Genomic DNA, 15,706 nt, shown 5'->3' on the forward strand with positions numbered 1-15,706 from the left:
GACGGATCCCGAGCGCACATGGCTGAGACTTCGAGTGTGACCGCGTCCCTGGAGGGCTGGCTCGCCGCCCGCGAGGACGCGCAGTTGGTGCGATTGCTCGAGCTGCGGCCGGATCTGGCGGTGCCGTTGCCGTCGTCGATGGCGGTGCTGGCGGCCCGCGCCGAGCAGCGCGCCTCGGTACTGCGGGCCACCGACGACCTCACCACCCTCGATTTCGCCATCGTGGAAACGCTGACGGCGCACGGCACCTCGCGCGCGCCCGGCGACGACGCCGCGCTCACGCGCACCGCCCTGCTCGCCGCGCTGAAGGGCCGCGCCACCAAGACCGCCATCGAGGGCGCGCTGACCCGCCTGACCGAGCGCGCGCTGGTCTGGCAGCACGGCGACGATCTCCACCTCGTCGGCGCGGCGGCCGAAGCGCTGCCCTGGCCGGTGGGCACCGCCACCGAACTCCCCGACGAGCTCACCGAGGACGAGACCACCGAGGCCCTGGCACGGATCTCCCCGGCCGAGCGCGCACTGCTGGACAAGCTCGCCACCACCGGCCCGCGCGGCCGCACCCGCGACGCCGCGCCGGGCACGCCCGCCGACCGTCCGGTGCCGCAGCTGCTTTCCCGCCGCCTGCTGCACCGCGTCGACGACGAAACCGTGGAACTGCCGGTCACCGTGGGGCAGGTCCTGCGCCGCGAACCCGTCACGCATCCGTACACGCTCACGCCGCCGCGCCCGACCGTCACCAAACACACCCCCGCCGAGGTGAACGCAGTCGCGGCGGGCGAGGTGGGCGAACTGCTACGCCACTGCGCCGACATCCTCGACGTGCTCGGCGAGGTTCCCGCCCCCGCGTTGCGCGCGGGCGGGCTGGGGGTGCGCGAACTGCGCCGCATCGCCAAGCACACCGGCATCGAGGAGACCAGGGCGGGACTGCTCGTCGAACTGCTGGCCGCCGCGAAACTCCTCGAGAAGGGCCAGCCCGAGCCGCCCGTCGACATCGACGGCGTGGACGACTACTGGGCCCCCACACCCGCCGCCGACGGCTGGCTGGACGCGCCGCCCGCGCGCCGCTGGACGGTGCTCGCGATGGTCTGGCTGGAGCTGGACCGGATGCCGTGGATGATCGGCATGCGCGACGCCAACGACAAACCGCTGGCGGCACTCTCGCTGGAACTGCGCAACCCGGTGGCGCCGCGCGACCGCGCCGCGATCCTGCATCTGCTGGCCGAACAGCCCTCGGGGGTGGCGGTCGATCCCGCCGATATCGGCCGGGTGCTGGCCTGGCGGCAGCCGCGCAGGCGCCGGCACTTCCGGCGCGAGGTCGTGGAGAACACGCTGCGCGAGGCGGCGGAGGTGGGGCTGCTCGGGCGCGGGGCGCTCGGCTCGGCGGCCCGCGCGCTGCTGCACGGCGCGGCGACCAGCGCGGCCGACGCCGAGAAGGAGATGGACGCGGCACTGCCCGAGCCGGTGGATCACGTCCTCGTGCAGGCGGACTTGACCGTCATCGCGCCCGGCCCGCTCACCCCGGAACTGCGGCAACGGGTGGCGCTGGTGGCCGACGTCGAATCGGCCGGGGCCGCAACCGTTTACCGGATCAGCGAGGACTCGGTGCGACGGGCGCTGGACGCCGGCATGACGGCCGCCGAACTGCACACCTTGTTCACCACGCATTCGCGCACGCCCGTCCCGCAGGCGCTGACCTACCTGATCGACGACGTCGCGCGCAGGCACGGACAGTTGCGGGCGGGCATGGCGCAATCGTTCCTGCGCAGCGACGATCCCGCGCTGATCGCGCAGGTGCTGGCCGCGCCGGTCGCGCACGAACTGGCGCTGCGGGCGATCGCGCCGACGGTGGCGATCGCGCAGGCGCCGCTCGGCGAGGTACTGGAGCGATTGCGCGCGGCGGGATTCGCACCCGCGGGCGAGGACTCGGCGGGCGCGATCGTCGACCTGCGCGGGCGTGGCGCACGAATCCTGGTGCGGCCCAACGCCCGTCAGGCGTACCGGCCCGCCCCGCCGAGCATCGAACAGCTGGAACTACTGGTCGCCGAACTGCGGTCGGGCGAGCGCGCGGCCAGCGCCCGCGCCGGGCAGTCGGTGCGCACGGACGGCACCAGAACGAGCACCGCCGCCACACTCGCGCTGCTGCAATTGGCGGCGCGGGTGCGGCGGTCGGTGAACATCGGCTACGTCGACGCGTCCGGGCGGGCGTCCCAGCGCGTGGTGGAACCGCTCAAGGTGGGCAACGGCCAGCTCGACGCGCTCGACCCGGTGACGGGCACGGTGCGGCATTTCACGCTGCACCGGATCGCGTCGGTGGCGCTGCTGGAGTGATCAGGGCTTGCCGAGGCAGAACAGGGTCTTGGGGTCGGAGACCGTGATGAACTCGGTGGCCTGGTCGCACAGCAGTTCGTCGGTCTCGCCGTCGACGCGCTGGAGCACCTTGAAGGTGGCGTCGGTGGAGCCGCAGTCGACCCACATGTAGGGCGAGGTGCCCACGTCGTTGTAGCAGGCGTCCTGGGCGAAGTTCGGCGCCAGGCACAGGAAGGCGGTGCCGCCGGAGGCGAGCTGCTCGGTGTAGCTGGTGTACTCGTTCGACGCGCAGTCGCTCTGCTGGTCGAAGCTCTGGTGCACCTTGTAGACGGCCTTCGGGTCCGCGCAGTCGATGGGCTCGCCCTCGGTGGCGGTGGGCGAGTTGTCGGTGATGTTGATGCAGTCACCGACCTCCGTCTTGGCCACGTCGGATTTGGTGGCCTCGTCGACCGCCGAACAGCCGGCCACCGCGAGCGCGGCCACCGCCAGGAGCGCGAGCACAACACGTGCCGGCAGACTCGTCCCGGGGAACTTCACGTGAAAACCTCTCTGGAGCGAAAACGTTCACGGGAGTGAACGCGCCAGAGGATACCCGGATGCTCGCGGTGACCGCACCGCCACGAGGGCGGCCGCGGGTATCAGTAGAAGCCGAGACCCGACAGCGCGAGCAGGGAGAAGCCGAGCACGCGCGGCAGCAGCTGGGTGAGGGACTGAAGTCCGAAGTAGTTCACTGGCAATGCCTTTCACAGATCGCCCACGATGTGGACGTACGTCCAATACGTGGACCTTGTCGTCACCGGACGACATGTCGTTACGCTTGGCAAGTATGACGCCAGACGAGGTCGCCGTCGACCTGTACGGTCTGCCGCCCGCGGAGTTCACCGCGGCGCGGGCGGCCCGGGTCGCCGAGGCCAAACGCGCGGGCGACAAGGAGTTGGCCGCCGCCATCGGGGCGCTGCGCAAGCCCACGGTGTCGGCCTGGGCGGTGAACCTGCTGGTCCGCGCCGAACCCGGCGAGGTGGACGCGCTGTTGCGGCTGGCCTCGGCGCTGCGCGCGGCGCAGCGGGAACTGTCCGGCGAGCGGCTGCGCGAACTGTCCGTGCAACGTCAGCAGGTGGTGAACGCGCTGGCCCGCCGCGCGGGCGCGCTCGCCGCCGACGCCGGGAAACGGATCGGCGAGACCGGGTTGCGCGAGATCGCCGCGACGCTCACGGCCGCGCTGGCCGATCCCGAGGTGGCCGAGCGGGTGCGCACCGGGACGCTGAGCGCGGCCGCGACCTACGAGGGTTTCGGCCCGGCCGGGTTGTCGCTGGTTCCGGCCGCCGCGCCCGAAGCGCCCGAGCCCGCCGAATCCGCCGAGCCCGAGGAGACCGGCGAGGCGGCGCGGCGAGAGCTGGACGACGCCCTCGCCGATCTCGAAATAGCCAGGGCGGCACTGGATTCCGCCACGGAGGCGGCCGCCGAAGCCGAGCGCCGGTTGGCCGAGGCGCGCGCCAGGATCACCGAGCTGCGCGAGGAACTCGAACACGCGGAACAACAGAAACAGTTCGCCCGGACGGGAGAACGCGCGGCCCAGGACCAAGTGGTCTCGGCGCGACGGCAAGTGGAGCGCGCGAAGAGCCGTGTGGATCGCGCCCGAGCCCGAGCCGGAGACTAACTCGGCACGAAAAGGCAATGCGCCACGGGCCTTTACGGACGCAGGTCCCCTGGGAACAGGAATTCGTCCGGCGGCGGGGTGGTGCGGTTCAACCACGCGTCGAAGAAACCGCTCAGATCCGTGCCCGACTTGCGCTGCACGAATTCGCGGAACTCCGGCATGGACGCGTTGCCGTAGGCGTGCGCGGCCGGGAATTCCCGCAGCACGCCGAAGAACACCTCGTCGCCGATCTGCTTGCGCAGGGCGTGCAGGAACAGCGGGCCGCGGTAGTAGACGGCGGTGAATTCCTTTCCCGCGCCGGGATTCTCGAGCGGCACCTCCCAGAACCTGGCGTGGTCGCGCCATTCGGCGATGGTCTCGCGATACTCCGCGTCGACGTCGACGCCCTCCTTGCGCTCCGGCCACAGGTAGTCGGCGGTGTAGCTGGCGAAGCATTCGTTCAGGCAGATGTCGGACCACTGCCGCACCGACACCGAATCGCCCCACCACTGGTGCGCGATCTCGTGCACCACGGTCGGCAGATCGGTCCACGGCGCGTAGATGGGGCGGGTCTGGGTCTCCAGCGAGAAGCTCAGGTCCGCCGACACGTAGATGCCGCCCGCCGCGTCGAACGGGTAGGGGCCGAACAGATCCCGGCCGAAGTCCAGGATCTCCGGCAGTCGCTGCTCGGTCTCCCGATTGCCCTCCGCGCCGGGCGCGAACGCGCTCAGCAGCGGCACACCGCCCCAGGTCTGCTCGAGGAAGGTGAACCGGTCGATGGCGACGGTGGTGAGGTAGCCGATCACGGGCTGGCGCGCCTCCCAGCTGACCGTGCGCTTGTCGCCCTCCACCGCGTTGCGGGTGCGCACGCCGTTGGACACCACGTCGTAGTCCGCGGGCACGGTGGCGTGCAGCGTGAAAGTCGCCTTGTCCAGCGGGGTGTCGTTGAGCGGGTACCAGGTGGAGGCCGAATGCGGTTCCCCAGCGGCGAACGCGCCGCCGTCGGGCGCGATGGTCCAGCCCTCGCCCTCGCTGTTCACGGCCTCGCCCGCGTAGTCCACCGTGACGGTGAAGCCCAGGCCCGGCAGCAGCGGCAGCATCGGGGTGACGGTGAGTTCGTGTTCGCCGTGGCGATCGAAACCCGCGGGCAGGCCGTTCACCGTGACCGCGCGCACCGGCGGCCCGGAGTAGTCGAGGTTGAACACGCGCAGCCCTTGGGTGGCGGTCGCGTCGACGCGGGTGCTGCCGGTGAGCGTGCGGGTGGGCGGGTCGTAGTCGATGGTCACCTCGTAGTGGCTCACGTCGTAGCCGCCGTTGCCGTCCAGCGGGTAGTAGGGGTCACCGGCCCCCGGCGCGCCGGCCAGTGGATCGCCGTGCGCCGGGCCCGCTCCGCAGACCACCAGCACGCCCGCCACCACCGCACCCACCGCTGCGGACCATTTCACGCGACCGACCCCTCTCACCACCCGACTCCGCTGCCGGGTGGATGCTAGCCGTTGTGACCGGTCGCGCCGCCGACGGCCACCGACGCGCCGAGCCCGACGATCATCGCCCCGCCCGCCCCGCCGACCGCCTCCAGCCTGCGCGGCGACTTCGCGAACCAGCCGCGCGCCGAGGCGGCCAGCAGCGCCCACGCGCTGTCGGAGACCAGCGCGATGAGCAGGAACACCGCGCCGAGGATCAGGAACTGCACCGGCAGCACGCCCGCGGCGGGGTCCACGAAATGCGGGAGCACCGCCGAGAAGAACACGATCGCCTTCGGATTCGTCACGCCCACGATCACGCTCTGCCGGAACACCCGCCGCTCGGCGCCCGCCCGGACCGGCTCACCCAGCGCCTCGCGCAGCGACTTGCGTTCGCGGATGGCCTGGACGCCCAGATAGATCAGATACAGCGCGCCCGCGAACTTCACGACCGTGAGAGCGACCGACGACGCCGCCAGCAGCGTGCCGAGCCCGACGGCGACCAGCACCAGGCACGCCATCACGCCCGCCGCGTGCCCCAGCACCGAGATGAGCGCGGCGCGCCTGCCCAGCGCCAGCGCGCGGCCGATGGTGAACAGCACACCGGGACCGGGGATCACGACGATGACGGTGGCCGCGACGGTGAACGCGACGAGGTTGGCCATGGGCACCATTCCCCGAGTCTAGGCCCGCGCCGCAACCGATTTCGCGGCTCAATCCCGCAGGTCGTCGGGCAGTTGCCTCGGGTCGAGCAGCAGGCGTTTGGCCGAGGTGCGGCGGACCTGCGCGGCGAGGGCGAGATTGTCGGTGAGCAGACGCCATTCGGCCTCGCTGATGGCGGCGCAAGCCCGCTCGATGACGCCGACGTCGGCGGTGCCCCAGGCGATCGGCATAGTGCTCACCGACCGCAACCCCTCCCCGGTCGGGCGCGCGGTGCGATCGTTGCGGATCGCGACGGCGGGCACCCGCTCCCCCGCGCGCCTGCGGTGGCCGGGCAGATGCCGCGCCACGCGCACCACCAGCGCGTACCGGCGCGACGCGGCCTCGGGCACCGACAGATCGACCAGCGCCATCAGCACGATGCCGCGCCGGTCGGCCTCCGACACCACGGCGGGCACCAGCTCGCCGTCGGCGTAGAGGCGGTCGACGCGCGATCGGTGGCGCGCCCAGAACGCCACCCACACGGCGGTCATCCCGCCGAGCGCGGTGGCCACGGCGAGCAGATACGACCACGGGTGGTTCAGCCAGATCAGATAGGCCGTGGCGGCCGAGGCTCCGGCGGCGGCCGCGATCGCCATGATCCACAGGCGACGCAGGTCGGCGAAGACTTCGTTCACCGCGTGCGCGTGCCCGGGGTCCACCGCGAATTCGAAGCGTCGCACGTCTTCTTTCCTAGCACACGTTGCGGAGGATTTGCCTCCGCTTATCCGACGGCCGGGCCGAGCAGATCGTCGGCGTCGGTGATGCGGTAGGCGTACCCCTGTTCGGCCAGAAAACGCTGGCGGTGCGCGGCGTATTCGGCGTCGAGAGTGTCGCGGGCGACCACCGAGTAGAAGTGCGCCTGCCCGCCGTCCTGCTTCGGGCGCAGCAATCGGCCCAGGCGCTGCGCCTCCTCCTGCCGGGACCCGAACGTGCCCGACACCTGCACCGCCACCGCGGCTTCGGGCAGGTCGATGGAGAAGTTCGCGACCTTGCTCACCACCAGCACCCGGATCTCGCCGCGCCGGAACGCGTCGAAAAGTTCTTCGCGCTCTTTGGTTTTCGTCGAACCTTGGATGACGGGCGCGTTCAGAGCCGCGCCGAGTTCGTCGAGCTGGTCCAGATACGCGCCGATCACCAGCGTCGGCGAATCGGTGTGCCTGGCCAGGATCGACTCCACCACCGCGATTTTCGTGCGCGCGGTGGAGCACAGCTTGTAGCGCTCCTCCGGTTCGGCGGTGGCGTAGGACATGCGCTCGGCGTCGGTGAGGGTGACGCGCACCTCCACGCAGTCGGCGGGCGCGATCCAGCCCTGCGCCTCGATGTCCTTCCACGGCGCGTCGTAGCGCTTGGGGCCGATGAGGGAGAACACGTCGCCCTCGCGGCCGTCCTCGCGCACCAGCGTCGCGGTGAGGCCGAGCCTGCGGCGGGACTGGAGATCGGCCGTCATGCGGAACACCGGCGCGGGCAGCAGGTGCACCTCGTCGTAGATGACCAGGCCCCAGTCGCGGCTGTCGAACAACTCCAGATGCTTGTACTCGCCCTTCGTGCGGCGGGTGATCACCTGGTAGGTGGCGATGGTGACCGGGCGGATCTCCTTGCGCTCGCCGGAGTACTCGCCGATCTCGTCCTCGGTGAGCGAGGTGCGGGCCAGCAACTCGCGCCGCCACTGCCTGCCCGCGACCGTGTTCGTCACCAGGATCAGCGTGGTCGCCTTCGCCTTCGCCATCGCGGCCGCGCCCACCATCGTCTTGCCCGCGCCGCACGGCAGCACCACCACGCCGGAGCCACCCGCCCAGAACGAGTCGGCCGCCATCTCCTGGTAGTCGCGCAGATGCCACTGGCCGCCGGTGTAGTCCAGCTCGATCGGATGCGCCTCGCCGTCGACGTACCCCGCGAGATCCTCGGCGGGCCAGCCGATCTTGAGCAGCATCTGTTTCACCCGGCCGCGCTCGGAGGCGTGCACGATCACCGTGTCGTCATCGATGCGCGCGCCGAGCATGGGCGCGATCTTCTTGTGCCGCAACACTTCTTCCAGCACCGCGCGGTCCAGACTCACCAGCGTGAGGCCGTGCGCCGGATGCTTCACCAGCTGGAGCCTGCCGTAGCGGGCCATGGTGTCCACGATGTCGACCAGCAGCGGCTGCGGCACCGCGTAGCGGGAGAAGCTCACCAGCGCGTCCACCACCTGCTCGGCGTCGTGCCCGGCGGCGCGCGCGTTCCACAGCGCCAGCGGCGTCACCCGGTAGGTGTGCACGTGCTCGGGTGCGCGCTCCAACTCCGCGAACGGCGCGATGGCCTGGCGGGCGGCGTCGGCCAGCTCGTGGTCGACCTCCAGCAGCAGCGTCTTGTCGCTCTGCACGATCAGCGGACCGTCGGTCACCTGGCCTCCTGTGTTGGTTGGCGCGCTGGTGCGCGCGTGTTCGCGGCCCTTCATGTCTCGCAACTCAGCGCTCGAGACGCGCGCTGCGCGCATGCGCTACGAGCGCTGAGTTGCGAGACGGCCGCGAACGGTCGGTCGTCGGGCTCCCTCCCCGACGTGGCTGGGAGGGTGGGGTGTGTCGGGTTCCCGGCTGGTGTTGTGGGGGCCGGGAGCAGGGTTACCCGCTTCGGAGCCATTGTTCCCGACGGTACCGACATCGCGCAGGGAGCCGGGATGTGGTCGTCGGGGCTCGGATGTACAGCGTTCGGTGGGGCGGAATTGTTCCGAGCGGGACTGTCGGCGGATAACACAGGCCGTGGTGTGACAGGCACGACTCCGGGAGCGCCCGGCCGAAGGTCGCTGTCGCCCTCCAGTCCTGACGTCTGTCGGGCCGCAGGCGGATCGGCCGGGCCGGGGTGCGGACCGCGGCAGGCCAGCGACCTCGAACTGGCCCGAGACAACCGCCGGTGCGCCCGGGGAGGATCGACGGATGATCGAGACGACTGCGGTGCTGGGGGTTGCGGCGGCGGCGCTGGGGATGGTGCTCACCCCGGGGCCGAACATGATGTATCTGGTGTCGCGCACGGTGTCGCAGGGGCGGCGGGCCGGGCTGGTCTCCTTGGCGGGGGTGGCGGCCGGGTTCGGGGTGTATCTGGCGGCGGCGACGGCCGGGATCGTGGCGGTGTTCGCGGTGGTGCCGGGGCTGTACCTGGCGGTGAAGCTCCTCGGCGCGGCCTATCTGCTGTGGCTGGCGTGGCAGGCGGTGCGGCCCGGGGGCGGGTCGGTGTTCGCGCCCTCGGAGCTGCCCGCCGATCCGGCGCGGCGGCTGTTCACCATGGGCCTGCTCACCAATCTGCTCAACCCGAAGATCGCGATCATGTACCTCGCGCTCATCCCCCAGTTCGTCACGCCCGAGCACGGCGCGGTCTGGTTGCAGAGCCTCTACCTCGGCGCGGTCCAGATCACCGTGGCTCTCACCGTGAACGGCCTGATCATCCTGGCCGCCGGCGCCATCGCCGCCTTCCTCGCCACCCGCCCCCTCTGGCTGCGCACCCAGCGCTTCGTCACCGGCACCGCCCTCGGCGCCATCGCCCTCACCGTCGCGACCGACCGCACCAGGCCCGTCCCGGCGTAATTCCACTACGCCCGAGCGACTGCATCCGGATGCGGCACCTACTCAGGCACTCGACCGAATACCAGCCCTCGCGGCGACACTTCGCGGTCGGCGTGCGCCGTGGCTTGTCACCGCGTGGGACGCTGCTGGCAGGACGGTGAAGGGAGTGGGCGTGACGCAGGTGCTGGCGCAGTGGCAGTCCGCCGTGGATTTCGCGCAGCGCGGTGGGGAGTTGCTGGGGGTGGTGTCGTTCGCGGCGTCGGGGGCGCTGCTGGCGGTGCGCAAGAATCTCGACATCTTCGGGATGGCGGTGCTGGCGTGCGGGTGCGCGCTCGGCGGCGGTGTGATCCGGGATCTGTTGATCGGGCGGACGCCGCCTGCCGCGTTCACCGACCTCACCTACCTGTGCGCGGCGGCGCTGACCGCCTTCGCCATCTTCTTCCGGCACCCTTCGCACCGCCTGACGCGCAGCGGGCTGGAGATCTTCGACGCCATCGGCCTCGGCCTGTTCTGCGTCACCGGCACCGCCATCGCCTACGCGCACGGCACCGGCGCGCCCACGGCCGCCCTGCTGGGCATGGTCACCGCGATCGGCGGCGGCGTCATCCGCGACGTGCTCGCCGGCGAAGTGCCCGCCGTCCTGCGCCCCGACCAGGAGCTCTACGCCGTCCCCGCCCTCTTCGGCGCCGCCGCCACCGCCACCCTGTTGCACTTCGGCGCCTACCGCGCCTGGTCCGGCTTGCTCGCCGCCGCCGGTGCCATCACCTTCCGCCTCCTCGCCCGCCGCTACAACTGGCGCGCCCCCCAACCCCGCCACCGCCCCGACCCCCAGCCGGACTGAGACGACCGCCCGCACACCGCAGACGCCTGAATCTCGCAGCGGCACCGACCTACCGGCGACGTCTCAGCGCCAACTCCGGAAACTCATCACACCATCCCTTCCGTCGACATTGCCTCGAGGTCGGCCAGGCCGCTATCGTCGAGGGAGGTCCGGGGGGTGAAAGAAGTCGGTATGCCCCGGGAAGGGGCAGAGGCTATCGACGAGGAACTACACCTTGAATCCGTTTCCGCGGCAGCAGCGGAAATCGTCACATCAACTCTCCGTGGATCTGAAATAGATTCGATCACCGCATAAGCACAACAACCGACCAAGCAGGGGCGAAACGATAGCATGGCACAGGAATTCAAGGTAGATCCCGACGACATTGAAACAGCAGCGCGTGAGCTGTGGAAGATCGCCGAAGACAACACCCGAGCAGTCCGATATGCCCAAGAATGGCTTGATGTCCAGAGCAGTGGAGGCATCCTCCTCTCGCCGGTACTCGATCAACTGCAGGATGCCTGCAACCAGCTGAAATCAAACTATGAGCGACTCGGCAGCGTTACCCATTCTTCATCCACGGAGCTGAATAATGCCGGGAAACTCTACCGCACACAGGATTCAAAAACATCCAAGACCATGGACTCCTACTATGAGGAGCTCGGGAAGTGACGAGTGATCCGATCGACAAGCTTGCTACACCCGATATATCGGACCCCATTCACGACTATGTCGAATTGATAATCAGCGGAAACGGGCTCAGTCTCACATACCACCTGAACAACCTGATCGCGATGGCCACATCGCCATTCGTGTCGGGCGGTGGCTTCAATACAATCAGTACGATAACCAACAATTTTTCCGGAGACTGGTCCACCCTCCAGAAATCCGCCGATGCAATACACAACCTGACCGAGTACAACCGCGCGTATCGCGAGTCGATCGATGCCGCTATGCTCAACGTCGAGAAATCATGGCAGGGCAACGCAGCCGAGAGCGCGCGCTCCTATTTCTCCGCGTTGACTACTGCCATCGACAACCAAATCGATCCTATGACGAAGGTAGCCGACGAGATCAAGGCCTACGCGCTTGCAGCTTACGGCATGGCGAACGGCATAGCTGATGCCGTCCAAACTCTCGGCGACTGCGCTCTTCAATGGCTTTTGACACAGATCGCAGCGGCGAAGGCTGCCGCGACCGGCGTAGGCGCCGGAATAGCCGCCGGATTGCAGGCCATCGCAGCAGGCCTGGTATTGATAATGACGTCGAAGATCGCCAGTATACTCAGCTCGATCGGTCATCTCGTCAACGCCGCCGAGGCTCTCACCGGCGTTATCGCAGCCGGAGTCAGTGCGGCAACGGAGGCTTCTGAAATTCCAGCACTTCCCGCGTCGTCGTATGATCACCCCGGAGTATCATAGTGAACCCCGACCACGAGCCGATGCTCGATCTGGCGAATGGCGATATCGGCATGTCACGCCACCTTTCCAAGGTTCTGAAGATTATAGCCGACGACATCTCGGACAAAGACCTTCAGAATCAGATCAACGAAGTCGCAAACGGCCGACAAAGCCTGCGAGAGTTCGCCCGAGGCGAAGCAATGATGCGACTGAGTGATGCCTATGAACCGGCCATTCGCGAGAACGCGGCAAACAAGACACGCGAGGAAATAGAACAACTGGCCGAATTGGGCGAGGATATACTTGCGCGCTATCGAGCCGACCGTTTCGATAGCGACAACAATTCGACTATTGCCGCCGGACAAGACATCGAGACGGACTCGAAAACCAAGAGAGAAGTTCCGGATGCGGCGTCCGACGCATCAACGATTTCCATAGGAGGGGATTCACTTGCGAGTGAGCCTTTCAAGCCGCAGAACACCATCCCCGGTGCCCGCAGACCTGATCGGGAACGAATTGTAGTTCCAGAAGAGCCGGACGACGACGATCGCTACTTTCAAGACCGGCGCGCAAGAGGTTGGCTGGAATAAAATGGATGAGAAGCATCTCTATCCGCCGATGACCTACCAGCGGCCTTGGACCGCCGAGGGCGACGCCACCGTGCAATTGCGCCGCTGCCGCGAACCGCTTTCGTCCACCACCCTGCTGTATCACAATGGGCCGCCGCGAAGTGTGGAGCCGCTCGAGCTGGAGATCGCCGAGGAGCTTCCGGACATCTGTAGCAATCATGGGCGGCCTGCGATATCACGCACGCCGATCCGAGTGTTGTTCTATGACACCAAGCAACATCCCAGATTTCATCGCCCCTCGGGGATCGAACCGTCCCGAATATCACCCGTGTCGACCATCGTCGTGGGGAAGTGGCCGGTTTGTGAGCGTTGCCGGCAATCCGGTCGGTCGCACCGCCTAGTCGCCAATCTTCTTCTGGGTGTGATGGCAGCGAATCTGATCGCCTTGACGATCGTGATCGTCCTGGGGTGGTCCGGAATCGTGCTCGGCACTGTGATCCGGCCATTGCTGTTGGCATTTTTCCCCGGCACGGTTCCCATTGGCTTGTGCGTGTGGATGTGGCTTGTCAAGAGAAGTTCCGAGCCGGTGACAATCCGGCCGATCTACGATGAACGATTCGCTTTCGTACAGGCTCATCCGAATTTCCGCGCGGGGCTCGATGCCCAGCGCGGCGTCGCGACTCCAAAGGGTCCGGATGCGCGCGGTTAGCGGCGGTCGGGACGGAGAGCCTCGCGACCGTCCCCCTCAGTCGAGGATGGCGTAGGCCTCCACTTCCACGAGCACGTCCGGTTCGAAGAGGTAGTCGACGCCGATGGCCGACAGGGGTGGGGGGGGTTGGGGGAGGGCGAGTTCGGTGGCGACGCGGTCGATACCTTCGAGGAAGGCCGGGTACTTGTCCGGCGTCCAGTGGGTGACGTAGAAGCGCAGGCGCACCACGTCGGCGAAGGTCGCGCCGGCGCCGGCGAGGCCGCGCGCGGTGTTGCGCAACGCCTGGGCGAGTTGCCCGGCGAGGTCGCCGGGCGCGACCGGGTTGCCGTCGGCATCGCGCGCGATCTGTCCCGCGACGTGCACGTGCCGAGTGCCCGTACTCACCGAAACGTGGTGGTACGGAACGGGAGTGAACATGCCTTCGGGGGTGCTGAGTCGCACTGCCATGGGATTTCCCTTCGCCGGAAGTAGGTATCCGAGGTATATCTGGTACTCGAAGGGAACTTCAACGAGACTAGGTGTCATGACGGATACCGCGCTCACCGCGCAGCACCGCGAACTGCTGGACCAGGTGCTCGACAAGTGGTCGCTGCAGGTGCTCGACGCTCTCTGCGCGCAGCCGCTGCGCTTCAACGAACTCCGCCGCGCGATCCCGCTGGTCACGCAGAAATCGCTGACCACCGCGCTGCGCCGCCTGGAACGCAACGGCATGGTGGCGCGCGTCGTCACCCATACCAGGCCGGTGGCCGTCGAGTACCGCATCACGGAGGTCGGCCGGTCGTTGCAGGGCCTCATCGACGCCCTGCTGCACTGGGCCACCGTCACCCTGCCCGACGTCGAGCACGCGCGCGCCCGTTTCGACGCCGAACTGCCCGGGTAGCCACGCCCGGGAAAAATCTCGAGAAAGTTCGCCAGCGGATGTCGAGAACGTCGTGACGGCTCCGTCCCAGTGGTGAGTGACCCACCGGGGTCACCGAAACCGAAAGGGAGAATCCCATGGCCAAGTACCTGCTCCTCAAGCACTATCGCGGCGCCCCGGCTTCGGTGAACGACGTGCCGATGGACCGCTGGACGCCCGCCGAGATCGAAGCCCACCTGCAGTACATGAGCGATTTCGCCGATCGCTTGCGCGACACGGGCGAATTCGTCGACAGTCAGGCGCTGTCCGCGCAGGGCGAGTGGGTTCGCTCCGACGGGGAGGGCAAGCCGCCCGTCACCGACGGCCCGTTCGCCGAGACGAAGGACCTGATCGCGGGCTGGATGATCATCGACGTCGACTCGCACGAGCGCGCGATCGAGCTGGCGGGCGAACTGTCGGCGGCCCCCGGCGCGGGCGGGGAACCGATCCACGAATGGCTCGAGGTGCGCCCGTTCATGTCGACGAAAGCGACCGGCGGCGAATGACTTCCGCCGACGCGGTGGACGAGCTGCGGGACCTGATCCCCGGTGTTCTGGCGGCCCTCGTCCACCGCGGGGCGGATTTCGCGACCGCCGAGGACGCCGTCCAGGACGCGCTGCTCAAAGCCGTCGAGACCTGGCGGACCGACCGCCCCGCCGACCCCAAGGGCTGGCTGATCACCACCGCGTGGCGGCGCTTCCTCGACTTGGCGCGCGCCGACGCGGCGCGCCGCCACCGCGAACTCCGCGTGTCGGACGAGCCGCCGCCCGGCCCGGCCGCGTCCGTGGACGAAACCCTCCAGCTCTACTTCCTGTGCGCGCACCCGAGCCTCACCCCGGCCTCGGCCGTCGCGCTGACGCTGCGGGCCGTCGGCGGGCTCACCACTCGCCAGATCGCGCAGGCGTATCTCGTGCCGGAATCGACGATGGCGCAGCGGATCAGCCGGGCCAAGCGCACGGTGAGCACCGTCCGGCTGGATCGGCCCGGCGACCTGCGCACCGTGCTCCGCGTGCTGTACCTGGTGTTCAACGAGGGCTACAGCGGCGACGTCGACCTCGCCGCCGAGGCGATCCGCCTGGCCAGGCAGCTGGCCGCCACCACCGGCGACCCCGAGGTGGCGGGCCTGCTCGCCCTGTTCCTGCTGCACCACGCCCGCCGCCCGGCCCGCACCCGCGCCGACGGCAGTCTGGTGCCGCTGGCCGAACAGGACCGCACCCGCTGGCGGCGCGATCTCATCGCCGAGGGCGTGGTCGTGCTCCAAGCCGCGCTGGCCCGCGACCGGCTCGGCGAGTTCCAGGCCCAGGCGGCGATCGCCGCCCTGCACGCCGACGCGCAGACGGCCGAGGAGACCGACTGGGTGCAGATCGTCGAGTGGTACGACGAATTGGTCGCCCTCACCGACAGCCCCATCGTGCGGCTCAACCGCGCGGTCGCCGTCGGGGAGGCGGACGGGCCGCGCGCCGGGCTCACAGCACTCGCCGAACTCGACCCCACGCTGCCCCGCTACACCGCCTCCGCCGCCTACCTGCACGAACGGGCGGGCGACCTCGCCGAGGCGGCCGACCTCTACGCGCAAGCCGCCGCCGAGGCCCTCAACGTCCCCGAACGCAACCACCTCACGCTGCGGGCGGCCGCCCTGCGCCAGCGGCTGACCGGCGAATAGCGCCGC

Annotated in this window: 17 protein-coding genes; 11 read left to right on the forward strand and 6 right to left on the reverse strand. The window is 69.0% G+C overall.

Features of this window, described 5'->3' with window-relative positions; translation table 11 throughout:
• The first annotated feature begins 18 nt into the window (after positions 1-18).
• Positions 19-2,328, forward strand: coding sequence for a helicase-associated domain-containing protein (locus tag DFR74_RS25505; RefSeq protein ID WP_067513055.1), 2,310 nt, complete (start codon positions 19-21; stop codon positions 2,326-2,328).
• Here the strand turns inward: DFR74_RS25505 and DFR74_RS25510 are convergent, their stop codons facing one another.
• Complete coding sequence (locus DFR74_RS25510) at positions 2,329-2,844, reverse strand: LppU/SCO3897 family protein (RefSeq protein ID WP_067513053.1); 516 nt, start codon at positions 2,842-2,844, stop codon at positions 2,329-2,331.
• A 289-nt stretch (positions 2,845-3,133) separates the two neighbouring features.
• On the opposite strand from DFR74_RS25510, the gene DFR74_RS25515 reads away from it, so the two are divergent.
• Positions 3,134-3,964 carry a hypothetical protein gene (locus DFR74_RS25515; RefSeq protein WP_067513051.1) on the forward strand — a complete coding sequence of 277 codons (831 nt, stop codon included), beginning with the start codon at positions 3,134-3,136 and terminating at the stop codon, positions 3,962-3,964.
• Positions 3,965-3,996: 32 nt separating this feature from the next.
• On the opposite strand, the gene DFR74_RS25520 is transcribed toward DFR74_RS25515, so the two are convergent.
• From DFR74_RS25520 to DFR74_RS25535, 4 genes are read right to left on the reverse strand one after another with little or no spacing between them, the layout of a single operon-like run.
• On the reverse strand, positions 3,997-5,388 hold the full coding sequence (locus DFR74_RS25520) for a M1 family metallopeptidase (RefSeq protein ID WP_067513049.1): 1,392 nt from the start codon (positions 5,386-5,388) through the stop codon (positions 3,997-3,999).
• A gap of 44 nt (positions 5,389-5,432) precedes the next feature.
• Entirely contained in the window at positions 5,433-6,080 is a 648-nt protein-coding gene (locus tag DFR74_RS25525; RefSeq protein WP_067513047.1) for a LysE family translocator, read from the reverse strand.
• A gap of 39 nt (positions 6,081-6,119) precedes the next feature.
• Positions 6,120-6,788 carry a DUF3239 domain-containing protein gene (locus DFR74_RS25530; RefSeq protein WP_084538066.1) on the reverse strand — a complete coding sequence of 223 codons (669 nt, stop codon included), beginning with the start codon at positions 6,786-6,788 and terminating at the stop codon, positions 6,120-6,122.
• A gap of 41 nt (positions 6,789-6,829) precedes the next feature.
• Positions 6,830-8,488: a DNA repair helicase XPB gene (locus DFR74_RS25535; RefSeq protein WP_067513085.1), complete on the reverse strand. Its 1,659-nt coding sequence runs from the start codon at positions 8,486-8,488 to the stop codon at positions 6,830-6,832.
• Positions 8,489-9,017: 529 nt separating this feature from the next.
• Between DFR74_RS25535 and DFR74_RS25540 the strand changes: the two genes are divergently transcribed.
• From DFR74_RS25540 to DFR74_RS35585, 6 genes are all read left to right on the forward strand, one after another.
• Entirely contained in the window at positions 9,018-9,662 is a 645-nt protein-coding gene (locus tag DFR74_RS25540; RefSeq protein WP_067513045.1) for a LysE family translocator, read from the forward strand.
• 151 nt (positions 9,663-9,813) lie between these two features.
• The gene (locus DFR74_RS25545) at positions 9,814-10,482 is read left to right on the forward strand and encodes a trimeric intracellular cation channel family protein (protein ID WP_232331877.1); all 669 of its coding nucleotides are present in this window, start codon (positions 9,814-9,816) and stop codon (positions 10,480-10,482) included.
• 330 nt (positions 10,483-10,812) lie between these two features.
• Entirely contained in the window at positions 10,813-11,133 is a 321-nt protein-coding gene (locus DFR74_RS25550; protein WP_084538064.1) for a type VII secretion target, read from the forward strand.
• Positions 11,130-11,882, forward strand: a complete 753-nt coding sequence (locus tag DFR74_RS35575) for a hypothetical protein (RefSeq protein WP_147265922.1) — start codon at positions 11,130-11,132, stop codon at positions 11,880-11,882. The genes DFR74_RS25550 and DFR74_RS35575 overlap by 4 nt, the downstream gene beginning before the upstream one ends.
• Positions 11,882-12,451, forward strand: a complete 570-nt coding sequence (locus DFR74_RS35580; protein WP_147265923.1) for a hypothetical protein — start codon at positions 11,882-11,884, stop codon at positions 12,449-12,451. The genes DFR74_RS35575 and DFR74_RS35580 overlap by 1 nt, the downstream gene beginning before the upstream one ends.
• Before the next feature lies 1 nt (position 12,452).
• Positions 12,453-13,139 (forward strand): hypothetical protein, encoded by a 687-nt coding sequence (locus tag DFR74_RS35585; protein ID WP_147265924.1) that lies wholly within the window; start codon positions 12,453-12,455, stop codon positions 13,137-13,139.
• 36 nt (positions 13,140-13,175) lie between these two features.
• Here the strand turns inward: DFR74_RS35585 and DFR74_RS25555 are convergent, their stop codons facing one another.
• Positions 13,176-13,586, reverse strand: a complete 411-nt coding sequence (locus DFR74_RS25555) for a RidA family protein (RefSeq protein ID WP_067513041.1) — start codon at positions 13,584-13,586, stop codon at positions 13,176-13,178.
• A 76-nt stretch (positions 13,587-13,662) separates the two neighbouring features.
• On the opposite strand from DFR74_RS25555, the gene DFR74_RS25560 reads away from it, so the two are divergent.
• The 3 genes from DFR74_RS25560 to DFR74_RS25570 all read left to right on the forward strand — a co-directional run bounded on the left by DFR74_RS25560 (position 13,663) and on the right by DFR74_RS25570 (position 15,700).
• Complete coding sequence (locus tag DFR74_RS25560; protein WP_067513039.1) at positions 13,663-14,019, forward strand: winged helix-turn-helix transcriptional regulator; 357 nt, start codon at positions 13,663-13,665, stop codon at positions 14,017-14,019.
• Positions 14,020-14,135: 116 nt separating this feature from the next.
• A complete protein-coding gene (locus DFR74_RS25565; protein WP_067513037.1) occupies positions 14,136-14,543 on the forward strand; it encodes a YciI family protein in 408 nt (135 codons plus the stop codon).
• Entirely contained in the window at positions 14,540-15,700 is a 1,161-nt protein-coding gene (locus tag DFR74_RS25570) for an RNA polymerase sigma factor (RefSeq protein ID WP_067513036.1), read from the forward strand. Before DFR74_RS25565 ends, DFR74_RS25570 begins: the two co-directional genes overlap by 4 nt.
• Positions 15,701-15,706 lie beyond the last annotated feature (6 nt).

It is taken from the genome of Nocardia puris (assembly GCF_003315035.1).
GTDB classification, from domain to species: domain Bacteria; phylum Actinomycetota; class Actinomycetes; order Mycobacteriales; family Mycobacteriaceae; genus Nocardia; species Nocardia puris.